The 16,557-nt window shown below is 38.9% G+C and carries 13 protein-coding genes; 4 read left to right on the top strand and 9 right to left on the bottom strand.

What is annotated here, in order from left to right; translation table 11 throughout:
* Positions 1-57 precede the first annotated feature (57 nt).
* The 3 genes from HC728_RS11050 to HC728_RS11040 are packed head-to-tail and all read right to left on the bottom strand — an operon-like array spanning position 58 to position 3,968.
* Positions 58-903: a DmsC/YnfH family molybdoenzyme membrane anchor subunit gene (locus HC728_RS11050; RefSeq protein WP_190395491.1), complete on the bottom strand. Its 846-nt coding sequence runs from the start codon at positions 901-903 to the stop codon at positions 58-60.
* 1 nt (position 904) lies between these two features.
* A complete protein-coding gene (locus tag HC728_RS11045) occupies positions 905-1,519 on the bottom strand; it encodes a DMSO/selenate family reductase complex B subunit (protein WP_005421848.1) in 615 nt (204 codons plus the stop codon).
* A 10-nt stretch (positions 1,520-1,529) separates the two neighbouring features.
* Positions 1,530-3,968, bottom strand: a complete 2,439-nt coding sequence (locus tag HC728_RS11040) for a DmsA/YnfE/YnfF family dimethyl sulfoxide reductase (protein WP_190395490.1) — start codon at positions 3,966-3,968, stop codon at positions 1,530-1,532.
* Between the two features lie 335 nt (positions 3,969-4,303).
* Between HC728_RS11040 and dmsD the strand changes: the two genes are divergently transcribed.
* Entirely contained in the window at positions 4,304-4,888 is a 585-nt protein-coding gene (gene dmsD / locus HC728_RS11035) for a Tat proofreading chaperone DmsD (protein ID WP_063649931.1), read from the top strand.
* On the top strand, positions 4,888-5,445 hold the full coding sequence (locus HC728_RS11030; RefSeq protein WP_017019899.1) for a ferredoxin-type protein NapF: 558 nt from the start codon (positions 4,888-4,890) through the stop codon (positions 5,443-5,445). Before dmsD ends, HC728_RS11030 begins: the two co-directional genes overlap by 1 nt.
* A gap of 78 nt (positions 5,446-5,523) precedes the next feature.
* On the opposite strand, the gene HC728_RS11025 is transcribed toward HC728_RS11030, so the two are convergent.
* Positions 5,524-6,618, bottom strand: coding sequence for a YdcF family protein (locus HC728_RS11025; protein WP_017019898.1), 1,095 nt, complete (start codon positions 6,616-6,618; stop codon positions 5,524-5,526).
* A gap of 480 nt (positions 6,619-7,098) precedes the next feature.
* On the opposite strand from HC728_RS11025, the gene HC728_RS11020 reads away from it, so the two are divergent.
* Entirely contained in the window at positions 7,099-8,088 is a 990-nt protein-coding gene (locus HC728_RS11020; protein WP_190395489.1) for a triacylglycerol lipase, read from the top strand.
* Between the two features lie 41 nt (positions 8,089-8,129).
* Here the strand turns inward: HC728_RS11020 and HC728_RS11015 are convergent, their stop codons facing one another.
* Together HC728_RS11015 and HC728_RS11010 are read right to left on the bottom strand one after the other, a co-directional pair.
* Entirely contained in the window at positions 8,130-9,977 is a 1,848-nt protein-coding gene (locus HC728_RS11015) for a M3 family metallopeptidase (RefSeq protein WP_190395488.1), read from the bottom strand.
* Positions 9,978-10,137: 160 nt separating this feature from the next.
* Complete coding sequence (locus tag HC728_RS11010; RefSeq protein WP_190395487.1) at positions 10,138-11,694, bottom strand: PAS domain-containing methyl-accepting chemotaxis protein; 1,557 nt, start codon at positions 11,692-11,694, stop codon at positions 10,138-10,140.
* A gap of 476 nt (positions 11,695-12,170) precedes the next feature.
* On the opposite strand from HC728_RS11010, the gene HC728_RS11005 reads away from it, so the two are divergent.
* Entirely contained in the window at positions 12,171-13,541 is a 1,371-nt protein-coding gene (locus tag HC728_RS11005; protein ID WP_065598151.1) for an NCS2 family permease, read from the top strand.
* Between the two features lie 78 nt (positions 13,542-13,619).
* Here the strand turns inward: HC728_RS11005 and HC728_RS11000 are convergent, their stop codons facing one another.
* From HC728_RS11000 to HC728_RS10990, 3 genes are read right to left on the bottom strand one after another with little or no spacing between them, the layout of a single operon-like run.
* Entirely contained in the window at positions 13,620-14,228 is a 609-nt protein-coding gene (locus HC728_RS11000) for a CDP-alcohol phosphatidyltransferase family protein (protein ID WP_005421860.1), read from the bottom strand.
* Positions 14,221-14,868, bottom strand: coding sequence for an ATP-binding cassette domain-containing protein (locus HC728_RS10995; RefSeq protein ID WP_005421863.1), 648 nt, complete (start codon positions 14,866-14,868; stop codon positions 14,221-14,223). The genes HC728_RS11000 and HC728_RS10995 overlap by 8 nt, the downstream gene beginning before the upstream one ends.
* 13 nt (positions 14,869-14,881) lie before the next feature.
* Complete coding sequence (locus tag HC728_RS10990) at positions 14,882-16,543, bottom strand: ABC transporter permease (protein WP_017019890.1); 1,662 nt, start codon at positions 16,541-16,543, stop codon at positions 14,882-14,884.
* Positions 16,544-16,557 lie beyond the last annotated feature (14 nt).

Raw genomic sequence — 16,557 nt, 5'->3', positions numbered from 1 at the left:
AAGGCAATAATGCATGAAACATTATTGCCTAAAAGTAGCCGATATATGGTGTTTAAATTACATGCCTACTGACATGTGTAATCCATAAAACACGCCTCGGTTGATAAGTTCAGACACGAGAATACAAACAAAGCTTAATAATATTACTGGAAGCTTTGGTTGGCTTGACATCAAACGTGGTGAAAACATCAGAATAAAGCCAACAAATAATAAGCCAAGGCGTAAAACTTGAAGTGTTGCCATGTTAGGTATGATGTCAGATGCAAGAATGATTGCAGAACTGATATGGCTCAACCCAATCAATTGGCTAACCGTTGCAATTAAACTAATAGCAAGAGCAATTGATGCAAATACTGGTAAAGCATTATTTAACTCTGCGTGTTTATGATTAGTCGCGACCAATAACGTGTGAGCAAATGCTAGACCAGATATAGCCATGGTTAATAGGAACATTATTGGTGTGTAAATGCTGTTCCATGTTGGTACGGTATTAATTAAATACACCTTGATCATGGCATACATAAAACCAATACCGATAACCATAGAGATGAGCAATAAGCCTTTTTTCAATGCATCAGAGCCTTTATTCACCACTTTTAACAGCCAGTAAAAGCCACCTGCGGCAAAAAATAAGCTAGAAGCAAAGATCTCATTTGATAACCAAGAGCTACCAACACGATTAAGCGCATTAAATGCTCTAAGTGGACTACCTAAGTGCATTGTTGATGCGATTAATCCTAGTCCCATTAATACCCAGATAAAGAACATATTACGATGTAATCGTACATCTTCATCTTGTGATAATTTACCACTTAACGTTACGCAACCTAATACTAAAAAGGCACCGACAGCAGTTTGAGAGAGTACCGTGAATAAAATCAGCGGCCATTCATGCCAAGCCATGTTATACCTCCTTAGGGTTTGCTAGATGACCCGTTTGATCATCTGTTGGACGAGCGTTACGGTTTGGTTTAATCACAATGTTTGGTTTTGTAATTAATGATGAAGGCAAAGGAGCGACATCTGCATTTGTTCCGTATTTTTCACGTAACTCTGCAATTGGACCAAATTCAAGAGCTCTTAATGGGCAAGAACCAACACAAATCGGCTCTAAGCCTTGGCCAACACGTTCATAGCAACCATCACATTTTGTCATATGACCTTTTTCTTCATTGTACTGAGGTGCACCATATGGGCAGGCCATCGTACAATATTTACAACCGATACAAACTTCCTCGTCGACAACAACGAATCCATCTTCTCGTTTATGCATTGCACCTGATGGACATACTTTAGTACAAGCAGGTTCATCACAATGGTTACAAGCAATAGATAGGTAGTATGAGTACACACTTTGGCGATAAATTTCGCCTTCTTTTAGCCAATCACCACCTGCATACTCATAGATACGACGAAAATTAACACCGACATCCAAGTCTTTGTTATCTTTACAAGAAAGTTGGCATGTTTTACAACCAGTACACTTACTTGAATCAATATAAAAACCGTATTGTTTCATTATTTAACCCTTATGCCTTCTTAACCAGTTGCACATCTACTAAGTTCGTATGTTGCGGATTACCTTTTGCTAACGGACTTGGACGTTGAGTTGTTAGTACGTTAATACAACCGCCGTGATCAACTCTTTGACCATCAGGGGCATACCAACCACCTTCGCCAAGAGCAACTACGCCCGGCATCATACGAGGGGTCACTTTTGCTGCAATATGCACTTCACCACGGTCATTAAAGATACGGATTAAATCACCATTGTTAATGCCACGTTGCTGAGCATCCATTGGGTTAATCCACATCTCTTGAGGTGCTGCATCTTTTAGGATGCTTACATTTCCATAGGTTGAGTGAGCTCGAGCTTTATAATGGAATCCAGTTAATTGAAGTGGGTAATTACCCGTTTTTGATTCTTCATAGCCTTCAAAGTTAGGTACATAAATTGGAAGAGGATGAATAACTTCGTCTTCTTTTAGTGTCCACGAACTTGCTAATTCAGCCAGTTTTTCAGAATAAATTTCGATTTTTCCTGTTGGTGTTTTAAGCGGGTTGGCTTCAGGATCTTTACGGAACTCTTTATAAGCAACGAAATGTTCGTCAACTTTACGCTTATAAATACCTTGTTCACGCATAGCATCAAATTCAGGTAAGCTTGGATCTTGAGCTCGTGTTAATTGGTAGAGGTGACGTAGCCAACCTTCTTGATCTCGATCTTCAGTAAATGCTTCTTTCACACCTAATTTATCAGCAAGGCCGGTACAAATATCATAAATACTTCTCGCTTCAAATTGAGGTTTGATCGCTTGAGAAGCAAAGATAAAGTAAGGCATGTTACCTGCAGACGCATCCATACAGAAATCAGATTGCTCAGAGGTGGTTAGATCAGGTAGAACGATATCCGCGTATTTTGCAGATGATGTCATGTGGTTATCAATAACCACGATCATTTCACAGGCGCTGTCATCTTGTAAGATAGTATGCGTACGGTTGATATCAGCATGTTGGTTAATAATACAGTTACCAGCGTAGTTCCAAATAAACTTGATTGGCACATCCAGTTTCTCTTTTCCTCGGATACCATCTTTCGTTGCTGTCATTTCAGGGCCACGAACGATTGCATCTGTCCATAAGAACATCGGAATAGAGGCTTCTACTGGGTTACTAAGCGTTGGGAAGCGAACAAATGGAATGCTTGAGCTACCTTCACGAGCACCAGTACCACCACCGTTAATACCGACATTACCAGTTAGAAGAGCTAGCATAGAGATTGCACGAGAAGCAATTTCACCATTAGCGGTACGTTGTAAGCCCCAGCCTTGGATAATTGCACACGGTTTTGTTGAAGCGATTTCACGAGCAGTTTTAATGATAATGTCTTCAGGAATACCAGTAATTGTTGACGCCCATTTTGGTGTCTTTTCAGTATTATCACCACCAAGACCTAAAATATAAGACTTATAATCACTATTTGCAGGCGCTGATGCTGGAAGTGTTTTTTCATCGTAACCAACACAATATTTATCAAGGAAGGCTTGATCAACTAAGTCTTCTTTGATCATGACGTGAGCCATCGCAGCAATGAAAGCTGTATCGGTTCCTGGACGAATAGGGATCCACTGATCTTCACGGCCACCTGCGGTATCAGTATAACGCGGGTCGATAACGATCATGCGAGCATTAGATTTCGCTTTACCTTCCATGAAATGATGGATAACACCGCCACCAGACATGCGAGTTTCAGCTGGGTTATTACCAAATTGAACGATTAATTTGGTATTTTCTAAATCTGATGGTGAGTTATTAGCTGCAAAACCACCGTAAGTATGGTTTAAACCTTCAGCAATTTGTGCCGTTGAGTAGTCACCATAATGGTTAAGATAGCCACCATTCAAATTCATTAAGCGAGCAATCAAGCTGCCACCTGGAGGCCAAGACTTAGTAACAGTACCACCTAGAGTACCTGTTCCGTAGTTTAGGTAAATTGCTTCGTTACCATATTCTTTTTTAATACGGTTAATGTTGTCTGCAATTTCTGTAAAAGCTTCATCCCAGCTAATACGTTTAAATTTACCTTCACCACGAGCACCAATGCGCTTCATTGGGTATTTTAAACGGTCAGGATTATAAACACGACGGCGCATTGAGCGGCCACGTAAACAAGCTCTTACTTGGTGATTTCCATATTCATCATCACCAGTATTGTCAGTTTCGACCCACTTAATTTCACCATTAGACACATGCATACGTAATGGGCAGCGGCTGCCACAGTTAACAGTACATGCACTCCAAACGACTTTATCTTCAGCCGTTGCAGGTTGTGGTGCAGCAGAAGCAGAGCGAGAAGCAAAAGGAAGCGCTATACCACTAGTAATAGCTGTGATTCCACCCAATATAGACCCGCCTTTTACAAAACTGCGGCGGCTTATTTTTGGGGTTAGCAATTGTTTTAATTTCATGTATCGACATTCTCTAAGTTATATCTTGGGATTGATATGTTCCGATGGAAATTATTATCATTACGATCACTACCTCTCTATGGGTAGTTATTCACATAATTTAATTTTTATATATAAATAAACATTGTTTTTGATCAAGCAAAAGAGACTGAGTTATAAATATGACTATTAATAAGCTTAAATGTATCGATTTTGGGAATGTTGTTTCATAGGAAGAATAACTTTGCTAAATATTGAATATATTAATAGTGAATTTAGTTGAGCGAGAACAAAAAAAACCTTAACACTTATAGTAAGATTTAAATCAATGGTTAAATTTTTATATAAGAATATTAATGGAAAACATAAGTGCTGCGGCAAAATTATTTGGTAGTCTTTTTTATTATCCACTAAATAATGAGAATAATACTCAATACATAAATTATATTAAGCAAAGTGAAGATTTGGATGATACTGAGTTTTCAGATTTTATCCGAGCGTATGAAGCGACAGATAATGAACTTGTTGCAGATGATTTTCAGCGTTTGTTTGAAGGGTGTGATGTTATGCCTGCACCACCTTGGGGTTCAGTATACCTAGATAGAGAACAAGTTATATTTGGTGATTCAACTTTACGTTTCCGCCAGTTTTTACTTAGCCATAATATTGAGTTAAACACAGGAATGAGGGAGCCAGAAGATCAGTTTGGGCTTTCTTTATTAGCAATGGCTATGATGATCGATCAAGAAAAAGATGAAAGTGTTATTTCAGAGCTACTTTCAGAGCATTTATTGCCTTGGTCATATCATTATTTAGAGTTAGTTAAAAAACACAGTAAAACTGATGTATATAAAACATTATCGGATATTACTGTTGGTTGGTTAACTGCATTACAAAAAGAACTTAATATTACACCACATGAATATAAGTTGTATTTTTAATGAAAGATAAAAGAGATGAAAACTATTATCGTTCTTATTTAGAGCATAAAACAGTAAGCCGACGTGGTTTATTTCGTGGGCTATTGTCTGGTGCAAATAAATCGTTAAAAGAGTCATCTCAAAATACAATTAAACCAACAGTCGCAAGGTCTCCTTATGCTATCGAAGAGGGGCTATTCAGAGAGCTTTGCCAAGATTGTGAACAGTGCGCTACTGCATGTCCTCAACATGTAATAGAGATGGTGGATGCTCGTCCTCAATTGAATCTTGATTACAATCACTGTACTTTTTGTGGAGAGTGCCAGTTGGTATGTGATTCAGGCGCTCTAGGTAAAGAGTTAGGTGTTATCAATTTACAACCTGAGTTTATTTCAAGTTGTAATAATAAACTTTCTGGAGGGTGTGAAGTGTGTGCTGATGCCTGTCCGCAGAAAGCGATAATTATAGAACCTAGAAAGTTGCCACAAGTGGACGCCTCTTTATGTAATGGCTGTGGTTTATGTCGTTCTGCATGCTTTATTGGTGCAGTACAAATGACTTTTGTTGTTCCAAGCTAGTTTGTATTTAAATGTATTAAAAAAGGTGACGATTGAATGTCACCTTTTTTATTATTATGGGAGAGCATAACCAGCGTATTAACGCTGCTCTAATGGGTAAGAGCGGTAACTCCACATACCATAAACGCGTAATGCATCTCGGTAGATACCTAATAGTTCTTTATCTGTAGGCACTTTTAGCTCTTCAAGTGGGCGATCATTGGCAGAGTAAGTATCAAACGTGATCCCTTTAGGGCCTGTTTGCCAACTTGCAACTTCAAATAATGCTTGTCCACGACGAACGTGACTTGCAGAACTGATGATAGTGGCATGATCGATATTATGTCGAGCTAATGCATAGCTACTATATAAGGCATTTTCAACAGTGCTTCTTGCGTAATTATCTTCAATGATACGTGATGCATCAATGCCGTTTTTCACCAACCAATCAGCCATCAGTTTGCCTTCGGTTTTGTGGTTTTTAGGAACGCCTCCCGTTACAACAATGTATGAGTTAGGGTTTTTCTTCGCCATATCCAATGTTGCGTTTAAGCGATCAATCAAGATTGGGTTCATACTACCATCTGGGTTCAGAGCATAGCCTAAAGTAATAATGGCATTTTTGCCTTTACCTTGTTTTTTGATGGTATTACTCAATGGTGTTTCAACGATTCGGTCAATGGTTGACATTATCTTCTTCAGATCTGCAACACGGCCTTTATTAAGTTGCTCTAATGCCGTTAAGTGGCGTGTAACTTCGCTTTTATTCCCTTTGAAGTTCTGCCAGATCACAAGATAAGAATGTGCATCTACATCATCTGGAGCCACGCTTAAAATTTGAGTAAAGAGTTCGATTGCGCGGTCAACATTGCTGTTATAGATCTGAGCATTAGCAGCAGAAAAAAGTAGATCAACACGATAAGGTTCAAGTTGGTAAGCTTCAAGAAGACGGTTAGTGATCATCTCCATGTTGCTTGGCATCTTCGCCGTAAACCCTGCATGTGAAATACGTGAAGGGTTCTTAAATACCTGATAAGCGTCATTTAAAAGTTGATCCACAACCTGACGTTGAGAGGTCATCTCTGTATAGTCAACTTGTGGTTGAACGGTATCTAAAGCAGCATCAACATTCGTCGAGTACAGTGAGCCAGAGAAAATAACAGCAAGAGAAAGGGTAAGTAGGGTGCGTTTCATTATTTTTTATTCCAAAGAGTAAACATAGTTTAATCCTATTACTTGAAAATAAAGAGTATTGTGAGCGCAATCGTATTTGGTTTTATTGGATTGAAGTGAATCCTAATAGTGTGAACTAATGTCACACAAGAAAATAGGGCTGGAATGGTTAAGTATGTGATAAAAGTTACTTTTCTTGTGAGCAAGATGAAGGTACTTTTGGTTGTGCTATAGTGTCCTTCTCGCCCTCTTGAAAATAGGAAAAAACTAAAGTCATAATAACAACGCCTATTAAAGCAAGCCTTTTATTGATAATTAAAATGCGCTCTTTATTCATATTTACCACTTGTTCTGTTTAGAGTCATTGCTTAAAAGATCAAAAAGAAATTCGATAAACTTCACAAGGCTCAAATACATGCCTAAAGAATCTACGTATTACAGTAATAATAGACTAAAAAATACTCTATCATTATGTGTATCTTTGATAAGTAGGTTGGCTTAATGAAACAAAAGGATTTTTTTCTATATGTCATTATGAGTGTACTTTTGGGAATGCAGGGATGTGCATCACCTTCAGACATAAAACCGGACGTAGATACCTCTGAGGTTGCTCATACAAAACAAACATTACAAATTGCTGGTTTAAAACATTGTAATAACGAAGGTAATGACTCAATTCACTTAAACCCAGATGAACCCTTAACGATTATTGTTCATGGGTGCTTTTCGTCTGCTGGACGTTTTCAGACTTTGGCTGATGTATATGGATTATATGACCAACAAGCTATTTGTTTTGAATATGATGATAGAAAGAGTTTAGAAGAAACCTCTGGTGAGCTAGTAACGGCTTTAAATCAACTATCAACTCAAAACCCGAATCAAGATCTGCATGTCATTGGTCATAGCCAAGGAGGATTAGTTGCTCGACGTGCATTAACTTCAGAAAGAGAAGACCAACAAACGGTCACGGCTAAGAAAGTGCAATTAACAACGGTCTCGTCTCCCTTTAATGGTATTGAAATTTCATCGCATTGTGGAATAACGCCACTACGTATTCTCTCGTTAGGTATTGTCGATTTGATTTGTTATGCCGTGACGGGAGAAAAATATCAACAGATCCCACCTAATGCTGATTTTATTGAGCAACCAGGTGAACTTGTTGCATCTGTCTCTCAGCATTTAGTAGTCAAAACCGATGAGCGTAATTCGTGTCGTAAGGAAAATGACAAAGGAGAGTGTATTGAGGACGATTACGTTTTTAGCGTTAATGAACAATCAAATAATCAAGTTGATGATGGCGTGAACACGGATTTAGTAACCGTAAAAGCAGGTCATGTTGAGATTGTTGGAAATGGTGAGTCAGTACCAATAGATTTAATTAATATATTAAAACAGCAAAAAGTATTGGTGGATAAATCAGATATCAATCAGCAAGAACAAGCGCGTTTACTTCAACTTCTTTATTCAACACCACAAGAATCAAATCTATAAAAAACCAGCCGATGGAGGCTGGTTTTTTTACACTACGATAGTTATCTACCGTATGTTTTTTTAATATAAGCTTCAAAATCATCACACATTTTTTGATTAGACTCAGCATTGCTTGCTAATGTTGTTGGGCCATCAACAATCGTGATGTTGGCATGTAGAGGTGCAACGTCTGCTTGAGTTCGAGAGTTTAACTCTGCGATTTTATCTTGCTCTACTTTCCATGCATCTTGTGCAGATAAGTTACACTCGTCAGCTAAGTATTTCGCGTTAAACCCTTCTCCTGTCAATGCAATGATAGAGTCATTGTGACTAACACTATTACCCGCATTCCAATAATGTTTTGCAAGCAATGGGCCGATCTCAGGGTTATCAGTTAAGTAGCCAAATTTCTCAGTGAAATAAGCGCGAGTTTGGTATACCGCCATGTGCGCAAGTAAATAGCCATGATAAGCACAAGCGGCTTCATCTGACACTAAATGTGGTATTGCCATTAGTGGGCGAGGGCTGCATGCTAACCCTAAGATTTTCTTCTCTGAAGCACGAGCTAGTGCAGTGATGTTTTCTGGCGTGAGTTCTTCGTCACTTAATCGATATAACGCACGCTCAAAGTAAGGTACAACCAAAATACTGCGCTCTTGGTATGCTTTAAACGGCTGTTTGGAATCAATGATAGCCTTAATAATCTCATCAGGAACAGGAGTACCATTATCATCTAATGCGTATTGTTTTAACCAGTCAGCATCGGTTAATAAGCTGTCACAAAACATCGATTGAGTTTCAGCGTATGCCATTGATGTGGGAGCAAACTCTTGAGAAAAACACGGAGCGTTCATTTTTACATTTGAGAAGTGAGCTGCATGACCACCTTCGTGGAATAAGGTATTCATACCATCATAACCACTACCAATTTGATCTGGCTTAGCGTTACTGGTGAAGTTAACTTTTGCTGCAACCCATTGGTTTTGATCGTAGAACGAAGGTATTGGACCATGACAGAATCCATTTGGATATTTACCTTTACGATCTAATAAATCCAATGTTAACTCTGCACCTGAAAACTCAATATTCAAGCGGCCAAATGATTCAACCCAACGACGTAATGATTTAGAGAAAGGCACATAGGGATCTAAATCTCGCATAGCATCGCCAGCAAATGAGAAAACGAAGTTATGTGCAAGTAGTGCGTCTTTCCCTTTATCAGCAGCTAGTTGGTTTAAGCTTTGTTGATGACATTCATGGGTACGCTTTTCAAAGTCATCCAAAATGGTAAATAACTCATCAGCACTCATTTTCTCTTTTTTCGTTACTGAATAATCAAAGAAAGTCTCAAATCCTTGAGAGCGAGCAAATTGGTTACGCAGTTTGATCAGTTCAATAAAACCATTTTGTAGTAGCCATTGTTCTAAATCGAGAAAGGCTTGGTGAGCAGAGCGACGTGTCGCTTCATTAGAGCTGGTACGAACAACAGATGCAAGAACAGGAAGAGACCCTTCAACGGTATCACCCGCTTCATTCACATAAGTCATGGTGTGGTTTTGTTTTTTCTCAAACAAACCGGCTTCAAATTTTATCAGTTCTGATTTTAGCTTTTGTGCGGTTTCAGACTCAATAGCGTGTGATTCAAATGTAGCTAACCAGCCTTGTAATCCAATCAGAGTTTGCTCTTTTTCCTCTGTATTTGTAATGGATTCAGCTTGTTTGATTTGTTGCTTTATAGCTGGAATTTGTGTGGCATCACTTAAGAATTGCGTCCAAGCCGTTTCAGCTTCTGTTGAGCCGTTATGATCATCACTCAGCCCCATGTAAGTATCCCAGAAGAAGTTTTCTTTGGTGCGATGAATAGATAAATAACGTTGGTTTAAGTCATTAAGATAAGCGGTAGCAGTCATTTTCTTCCCTTTAATGCAGACTTGTGAACTGTGATTATGGCATAAATTAAGTAAGGAGAAAGTCGGATAAATAAAAAGCTCAATTTGTAGTTAAAAAGACGCAGATTTAAAGACGAAAGCCCTAAGATGAATCACATTGGGCTTTGTCTTTATTGGATATTTATACGTTTCGGAATTGAGCGACCAGAGCTCCTTGAGAATCAATTGTTTCTGAGAGAGTGCTGCACTCTTTCATCGTTTCATTTGCAATGTTGTGTGTATGCTCACAGACATTATTAATTGATTGAATGTTTGTATTCATGTCTTCGGATACTTTGACAATTTGCTCAATCGCAACGGATATTTGAGTGTTTTTTTCAGCAATTGCACTCACTTGCTCAAAGGATTCTTGTAACGTATGGCCTGATTTATTTGCTGAATCTACGCATACGCCAGATAGTGATTTTCCTTGTTCCATTGCTTCAACGGCATCTTGTGTACTTTGTTGTATCTGTTTGATCATATCTTGAATTTCTTTTGCTGAATCTTGACTTCGCTGAGCTAATGCTCTGACTTCATCAGCAACAACGGCAAATCCTCTGCCTTGCTCTCCGGCTCGTGCAGCTTCGATTGCCGCATTTAATGCCAATAGATTTGTTTGTTCTGCAATGGCTTGTATCACGGTTAACACAGAACCAATTTCGTTTCCGCGAGCTTCCAGTGTTGCAATGATATTGGAGGCATTGGTTAATTGTGTTGAAAGCATTTGGATTGAGTTTACTGTCTCTGTGACTGTTGCCATTCCCTCAGAAGTGACTTGATATGCTTCTTCTGTTGCTTGAGCTGTACTTAGAACATTTGTCGCAATATCGTTAACGGAAGCTGACATTTCTTGGATAGCATTAGCAACTTGATTGGTTTCTTGAGTTTGTTCGTTTAGGTTATTAACGGTATCTAGGCAGTTAGAAGTTGATGATTTCGCTAGTGTTTCAATCTGCTCATTAGAGTCTTGAATACGTCCAATAATGGCGTTAATTTCAGATTGACGCATTTTTAACGCCAGTTCTATTTCTGAAATATCATCCACATGATTCGTGTAAATTAATTCCATTAGTGGATTATCAAAGACCGCTTTTGCTTTAGTTGATAATTGCTCTAAACGACGAGTTAATGAATAGACACTCAATAGCGAAAGTGTACTCAAGAGGCTTAAACCAAATAAAGGGGACCATTGATATGAAATCAGAGCCGCGACAATAAAACTAGGTATTAATGTTAAAGCAAAGCGTTGCCATAAACGAGTTCTTGGCAATGTTAGTTTAAATGGTTTCTTACCTGATTTTAATGATGCATATACTTTTTCAGCGTTAGCAATATGCTCTCGAGAAGGACTTAATCTAACAGATTGATACTCTTTTATTTCACCATTTTGAAGGATAGGAGATGCGAAGGCGTCAACCCAATAGTAATTTCCGTCTTTACATTTATTTTTAACTAATCCCATCCATGATTTTTTGTTTTTTAGGTGAGACCACATATCTTTAAATGCTTCACTCGGCATATCTGGATGGCGAACGATATTATGGGGTTGTGAATTCAGTTCATCTAACGTAAATCCAGCTACTTCACAAAAATTGCTACTTGCGTAGGTAATATGACTTGATGGGGAGGTGATTGATAACAAGTTATATTCTTTGGGAAATAGAACTTCTTTATTGTTAGACGGATCTGTCTTCATGTGTTTGTCTCTTGTTGTCTCGATAAATTTCAGCAGTGAAATGTAAGCAAATATTACACCATACTGTATTTTTATTGAGGTTTTGTGACTGTTTTTTCTTGATACCTTCTATAACCTTGTCTTATTTATTATTTATGTTGTGAAATCAAATCTGATTCATTTCCGTTATGTGATGCTTTAGTGGTCTTATTTAAGGCGAGTTTTATTTTTTTGTTAAATAAAAGCTGGGTGAATCTGGTGGGTCATATTTTTGACAAGGAAAAATCAATAATTATTAAAAAAATATGTGAACGTATTAGTTGATATTTTTCTTTTAAAAATCAATAAATCACTTCATTTCTCATTAGACTTTTATTCACTATAACCTCTTGAATTCTCATTACGGTAACGATTGCTTATTTATATCTCGCTCAGTTTATGTGAAAATGCGCGCAAATTATGACTGCAACTTAACGCACTTTAGTAAGGATAGTTCCATGTCTCAGGACAATGCTCAACAAGTTGAAACAACATCAAATTTTGGAAAGAAATTGGATGGATTTTTTAAGATTTCACAACGTGGTAGTTCAGTTCGAACAGAAATGATCGCGGGTTTAACTACTTTTTTAGCGATGGTTTATTCGGTTATTGTTGTACCAAGCATGTTAGGAGCGGCAGGCTTTGATACTGGTGCAGTATTCGTTGCTACCTGTTTAGTTGCTGCATTTGGCTCATTGTTAATGGGGTTATGGGTTAATTTACCAATGGCAATTGGTTGTGCTATCTCACTAACCGCGTTTACTGCGTTCAGTTTAGTATTAGGTCAAGGCGTAAGTATTCCAGTTGCCCTTGGTGCCGTATTTATTATGGGTGCTTTATTTACACTTATTACGGTAACAGGCGTGCGTCAGTGGATTTTAAATAACTTACCATCAGGTATTGCTCATGGTACTGGTATTGGTATCGGCCTTTTCTTACTGTTAATTGCAGCAGATGGCACGGGGCTTATCGTAAAAAATGCACATGCGGGTCTGCCTATTATGCTAGGTGACATTACTTCGTTTTCTGTGATCATGTCAGTACTTGGTCTTGCGGCTATCTTTGGTTTAGAAAAGAAACGTGTTCCTGGTGGCATTTTATTAGTGATTGTTGCTATTTCAATCATCGGTTTAATTTTTGATCCAAGCGTAACTTACAATGGGTTCTTTGCTTTGCCGAGTTTAGAAACTGCTGACGGTAGTTCATTGATCGGTTCTATGGATATCATGGGTGCTTTAACACCTGCGATTCTTCCTGTTGTCGTGGCTTTAGTTATGACGGCAGTGTTCGATGCGACTGGTACTATCCGTGCGTTAGCAGGCCAAGCAAACTTATTAGATAAAGACGGTAAAATCATTGATGGTGGTAAGGCATTAACAGCGGATTCTGCAAGCTCAATGGTTGCTGGTTTTGTTGGTGGTGCACCGGCTGCTGTTTATATTGAATCGGCGGCAGGTACTGCTGCTGGTGGTAAAACAGGCCTTACAGCAACTGTGGTTGGCGTATTATTTTTAGTTATGATTTTCTTATCGCCAGTAAGCTACTTAGTACCTACCTATGCAACGGCTCCTGCACTTATGTACGTTGGTTTATTAATGCTAAGTAATGTATCTAAACTGGATTTTGAAGATTCAGTTGATGCGTTATCTGGCCTTGTGTGTGCGGTATTCATTATTCTTTCTGCAAACATCGTAACAGGTATCATGATCGGCTTTACTACACTTGTTGTTGGCCGTGTTTTTGCTGGCGAGATTAAGAAACTGAATGTTGGTATTGTCTCTATCACGATTGCATTGATTATTTTCTATGTTGGTGGTTGGGCTATTTAAGTTGCCATAATAGATTGTTCAAAATTAAAAACGGATGGCATAAACCATCCGTTTTTTTATGCGTGGAGTTGATGAAACTTACGGTTTTAAAGTATGGAACCCAGAGTAAATGCGAGTAAAGGTGGTAAACCAGCAAGCGGCACCAAACACATAGGCGATAATGGCAAAATGGGTTGGAAACAGACAAAATGCGATAAAACACGCAATGGTTTCTGTTCCTTCGGTTAAGCCACTCATGTAATAAAGGGATTTGTGTTTATAAACTGGATTATCAATTCCTTGTTTACTTGCCATAATAGCAAAAGCCAAAAAGCTGCTTCCTGTCCCAACAAATGAGAAAATTAAAAACGCACCCGCAATGGCATTTTGATCAGGGTTGGCGAGAACAAATCCAAAAGGGATCAGAGAATAAAACAGAAAATCCAAACTGATATCAAGAAAGCCTCCTGCATCAGTTATGCCTTGTATTCGAGCTAATGCCCCATCTAATCCATCACAAATGCGATTCAAGACAATAAATACTAGAGCCAACAAATATTGCTCTGCAATAAGAGCAGGGAAGGCTAAGCAACCTAAAACAAAGCCAAATAGCGTCGTTTGGTTGGCGGTAATTCCCAGTTTATTAATGAGCTTGGCACTTTGCGCTAAAGGCCAACGAATCACTTTAATACTGAAACTATCAAGCATGAGTTATCTCCCAAGGCCAAGTAAGTACTCGACTTCCTTGTGGTACATCTTCTTTATCGTGTGTCACCATTAAAGCCGGAATATTGGCTTCTTTTAGCTGTTCAACCACCCAATCTCTAAATTGAATGCGAAGGTCTTTATCTAGTTTACTAAATGGTTCATCCAGAAGGGCCACTTTGGGTTTTGCAAGTAGCATGCGAGTTAAACTGATGCGAGCTCGTTGACCACCAGAAATCTGAGCAGGAAAAGAGTTGGCGAGTTTAGTTAATGAGATATGCTCTAATGCTTGCATTGCTTGTGTCTTACGAGCACTTCCTTTGATGGCATTGGGTAGTGCAAATGCTAAGTTTTCCCAAACGGTGAGGTGAGGAAATAACAAGTCGTCTTGAAATAAGATCCCGACATTACGTTTGTGAGCAGGGAGCTTGGTTAAATCAGTACTGTCTAGAGTTAGGTTTCCAGAATAAGAAAATTCATCAGAAAGATGGCCAGCAATGACATCTAATAAAGTGGATTTTCCACAGCCACTAGGCCCCATTAAAGTTAGGATTTCTCCTTTTTTTACCCTCATGTTTAGAGAGGTAAATAGAGCTTCGCCACCGGTTTTATGAATGGCGAGGTTTTCGAGATAAAGACACATTCGGTAATTAACCTTAAATAGAAAGACGGCGACATTTCATCGGCAAACGGCTGATCATAATCGCAAAGGTAAAGAAAAATAACGGTAGTAAAGCCTGCCAAATTGCGTATATCGCAGTCACTCTACGATCAAAACCGCTTGAAAGCGCAACCGCTTCAGTTGTAATCGTGCTAATTCGACCCGCGCCGAGCATTAATGTCGGAAGGTATTGCGCTAAACTCACGCTGATCCCAACCGCCCACGCAAAAACAATAGCAGGAAGTAAGATCGGCATTTTTACCTTCCACCACGCTTGAAATGGTGATTTTCCTAAGCTTAGAGCAACACGAGTAAGACCCGTATCAAAACTCTTCCAAGGACCATCGAGAGCTAAGTAAACAAATGGGAAAGCAAAGAAAACATGTGCCCAACACACCCAGAAGAAATAGGAATCGCTACTTAGATAAAGTGTCACCACTTGCAAGCCAAATAATATAGAAAGTTGAGGGATAAGCATTGGAATCGCAATGATATAGCCCGGAACTTGCCATTTGTATTTAATGCGGTATTCATGAGCTAACACGGCAAGCACTAGCGCAATAGAAGCGGTAATGATAGCAATGGAAAGACTCTGATTTATGGTGCTTAAAATGCTGTCCCATTCTAGTTGCCAAAATCGTTCACTATAACGACTTGGTAATAAATCTGGGAAGCGCCAACGTTGTGCAAAACTCCAGATAAGCATTAATGGCACCATTAACACTGTGAGTGAAATGATGAGTAAGAAAAGTGATTTACCAGGAAGAGAAATACCGCTACGGCCTGAATATTGCCAGCATCTAATGCCTTTTGTTATCGTCCATTCAACCAAGCGAGCAAAAGCGATTAATAGAGAAGCAATAGCGAAAAGTACAACAGCTCCAGCCGCTGCACGAGGCAGTAAACTCAAGTCAGGCTCGGTAAACCATTGCCAAACTAAAACCGCAAAAGTCGGTGGGTTGGTTGGCCCAATAATTAATGCGACATCAACAACAGATAAACTGTACGCAATAACCGCAAGCATAGGGAAACGCAATTTTGTTAACCATTGTGGAAACACGCATTTCCACCACATTTGTGCTTTGCTATAACCCAAAGAGGCACTGACTTTCTCAATTTGATCAATTTTGAGTTGAGTAAGAATTGAGATGCTCATTAGCAGTAAAAACGGCACTTCTTTTAATGCCAGCATCACAATTAAACCAAGTGCATGAGGGTCTTTGATTAAGAATGCGAGATCATTAATGTCTTGAGGTGAAGCATCGTAACCAAATAGGCTATGAAGAGCGCGAACTCCCATTCCTGTTGGTGCAAACAAAAAAGCAAAACCAATAGCAAAAGCGACATGGGGTGTAGCTAATAAAGGCGATAGTGATAACTCCACTTTTCGCCAAAATTTACTTCCCCATGTGGCTTGTAAAACAGCGAAGGTGATCAAACACGCTAAGTAGCTGCTTGCAATGGCTGAATATATTGTGAGCCCGATTGAGCGCCATACTCCCTCCCAAGAAAAGACCAATGCAAAACCATCTAAAGAGAAGTGATGCATACCAAGAGGTGGAATATAGCCCAGAGCAGACACTGCAACTCCCAGTAAACCGGGAAGTGTAGGCAGAATACAGACTGCAATAATAATAAGATATAGAGCTCGTAACATACTAATTTTACTTA

Source organism: Aliivibrio sp. S10_S31, from assembly GCF_014694495.1.
Lineage (GTDB): Bacteria > Pseudomonadota > Gammaproteobacteria > Enterobacterales > Vibrionaceae > Aliivibrio > Aliivibrio fischeri.
The sequence above is the reverse complement of the archived record's forward strand: the minus strand, read 5'-3'. Positions and strand labels throughout refer to the sequence as shown.

Coding starts and splice junctions, on each gene's coding strand:
- HC728_RS11050 (WP_190395491.1), bottom strand. CDS start 903: ATGGCTTGGCATGAATGGCCGCTGATTTTATTCACGGTACTCTCTCAA.
- HC728_RS11045 (WP_005421848.1), bottom strand. CDS start 1,519: ATGAAACAATACGGTTTTTATATTGATTCAAGTAAGTGTACTGGTTGT.
- HC728_RS11040 (WP_190395490.1), bottom strand. CDS start 3,968: ATGAAATTAAAACAATTGCTAACCCCAAAAATAAGCCGCCGCAGTTTT.
- dmsD (WP_063649931.1), top strand. CDS start 4,304: ATGGAAAACATAAGTGCTGCGGCAAAATTATTTGGTAGTCTTTTTTAT.
- HC728_RS11030 (WP_017019899.1), top strand. CDS start 4,888: ATGAAAGATAAAAGAGATGAAAACTATTATCGTTCTTATTTAGAGCAT.
- HC728_RS11025 (WP_017019898.1), bottom strand. CDS start 6,618: ATGAAACGCACCCTACTTACCCTTTCTCTTGCTGTTATTTTCTCTGGC.
- HC728_RS11020 (WP_190395489.1), top strand. CDS start 7,099: ATGAAACAAAAGGATTTTTTTCTATATGTCATTATGAGTGTACTTTTG.
- HC728_RS11015 (WP_190395488.1), bottom strand. CDS start 9,977: ATGACTGCTACCGCTTATCTTAATGACTTAAACCAACGTTATTTATCT.
- HC728_RS11010 (WP_190395487.1), bottom strand. CDS start 11,694: ATGAAGACAGATCCGTCTAACAATAAAGAAGTTCTATTTCCCAAAGAA.
- HC728_RS11005 (WP_065598151.1), top strand. CDS start 12,171: ATGTCTCAGGACAATGCTCAACAAGTTGAAACAACATCAAATTTTGGA.
- HC728_RS11000 (WP_005421860.1), bottom strand. CDS start 14,228: ATGCTTGATAGTTTCAGTATTAAAGTGATTCGTTGGCCTTTAGCGCAA.
- HC728_RS10995 (WP_005421863.1), bottom strand. CDS start 14,868: ATGTGTCTTTATCTCGAAAACCTCGCCATTCATAAAACCGGTGGCGAA.
- HC728_RS10990 (WP_017019890.1), bottom strand. CDS start 16,543: ATGTTACGAGCTCTATATCTTATTATTATTGCAGTCTGTATTCTGCCT.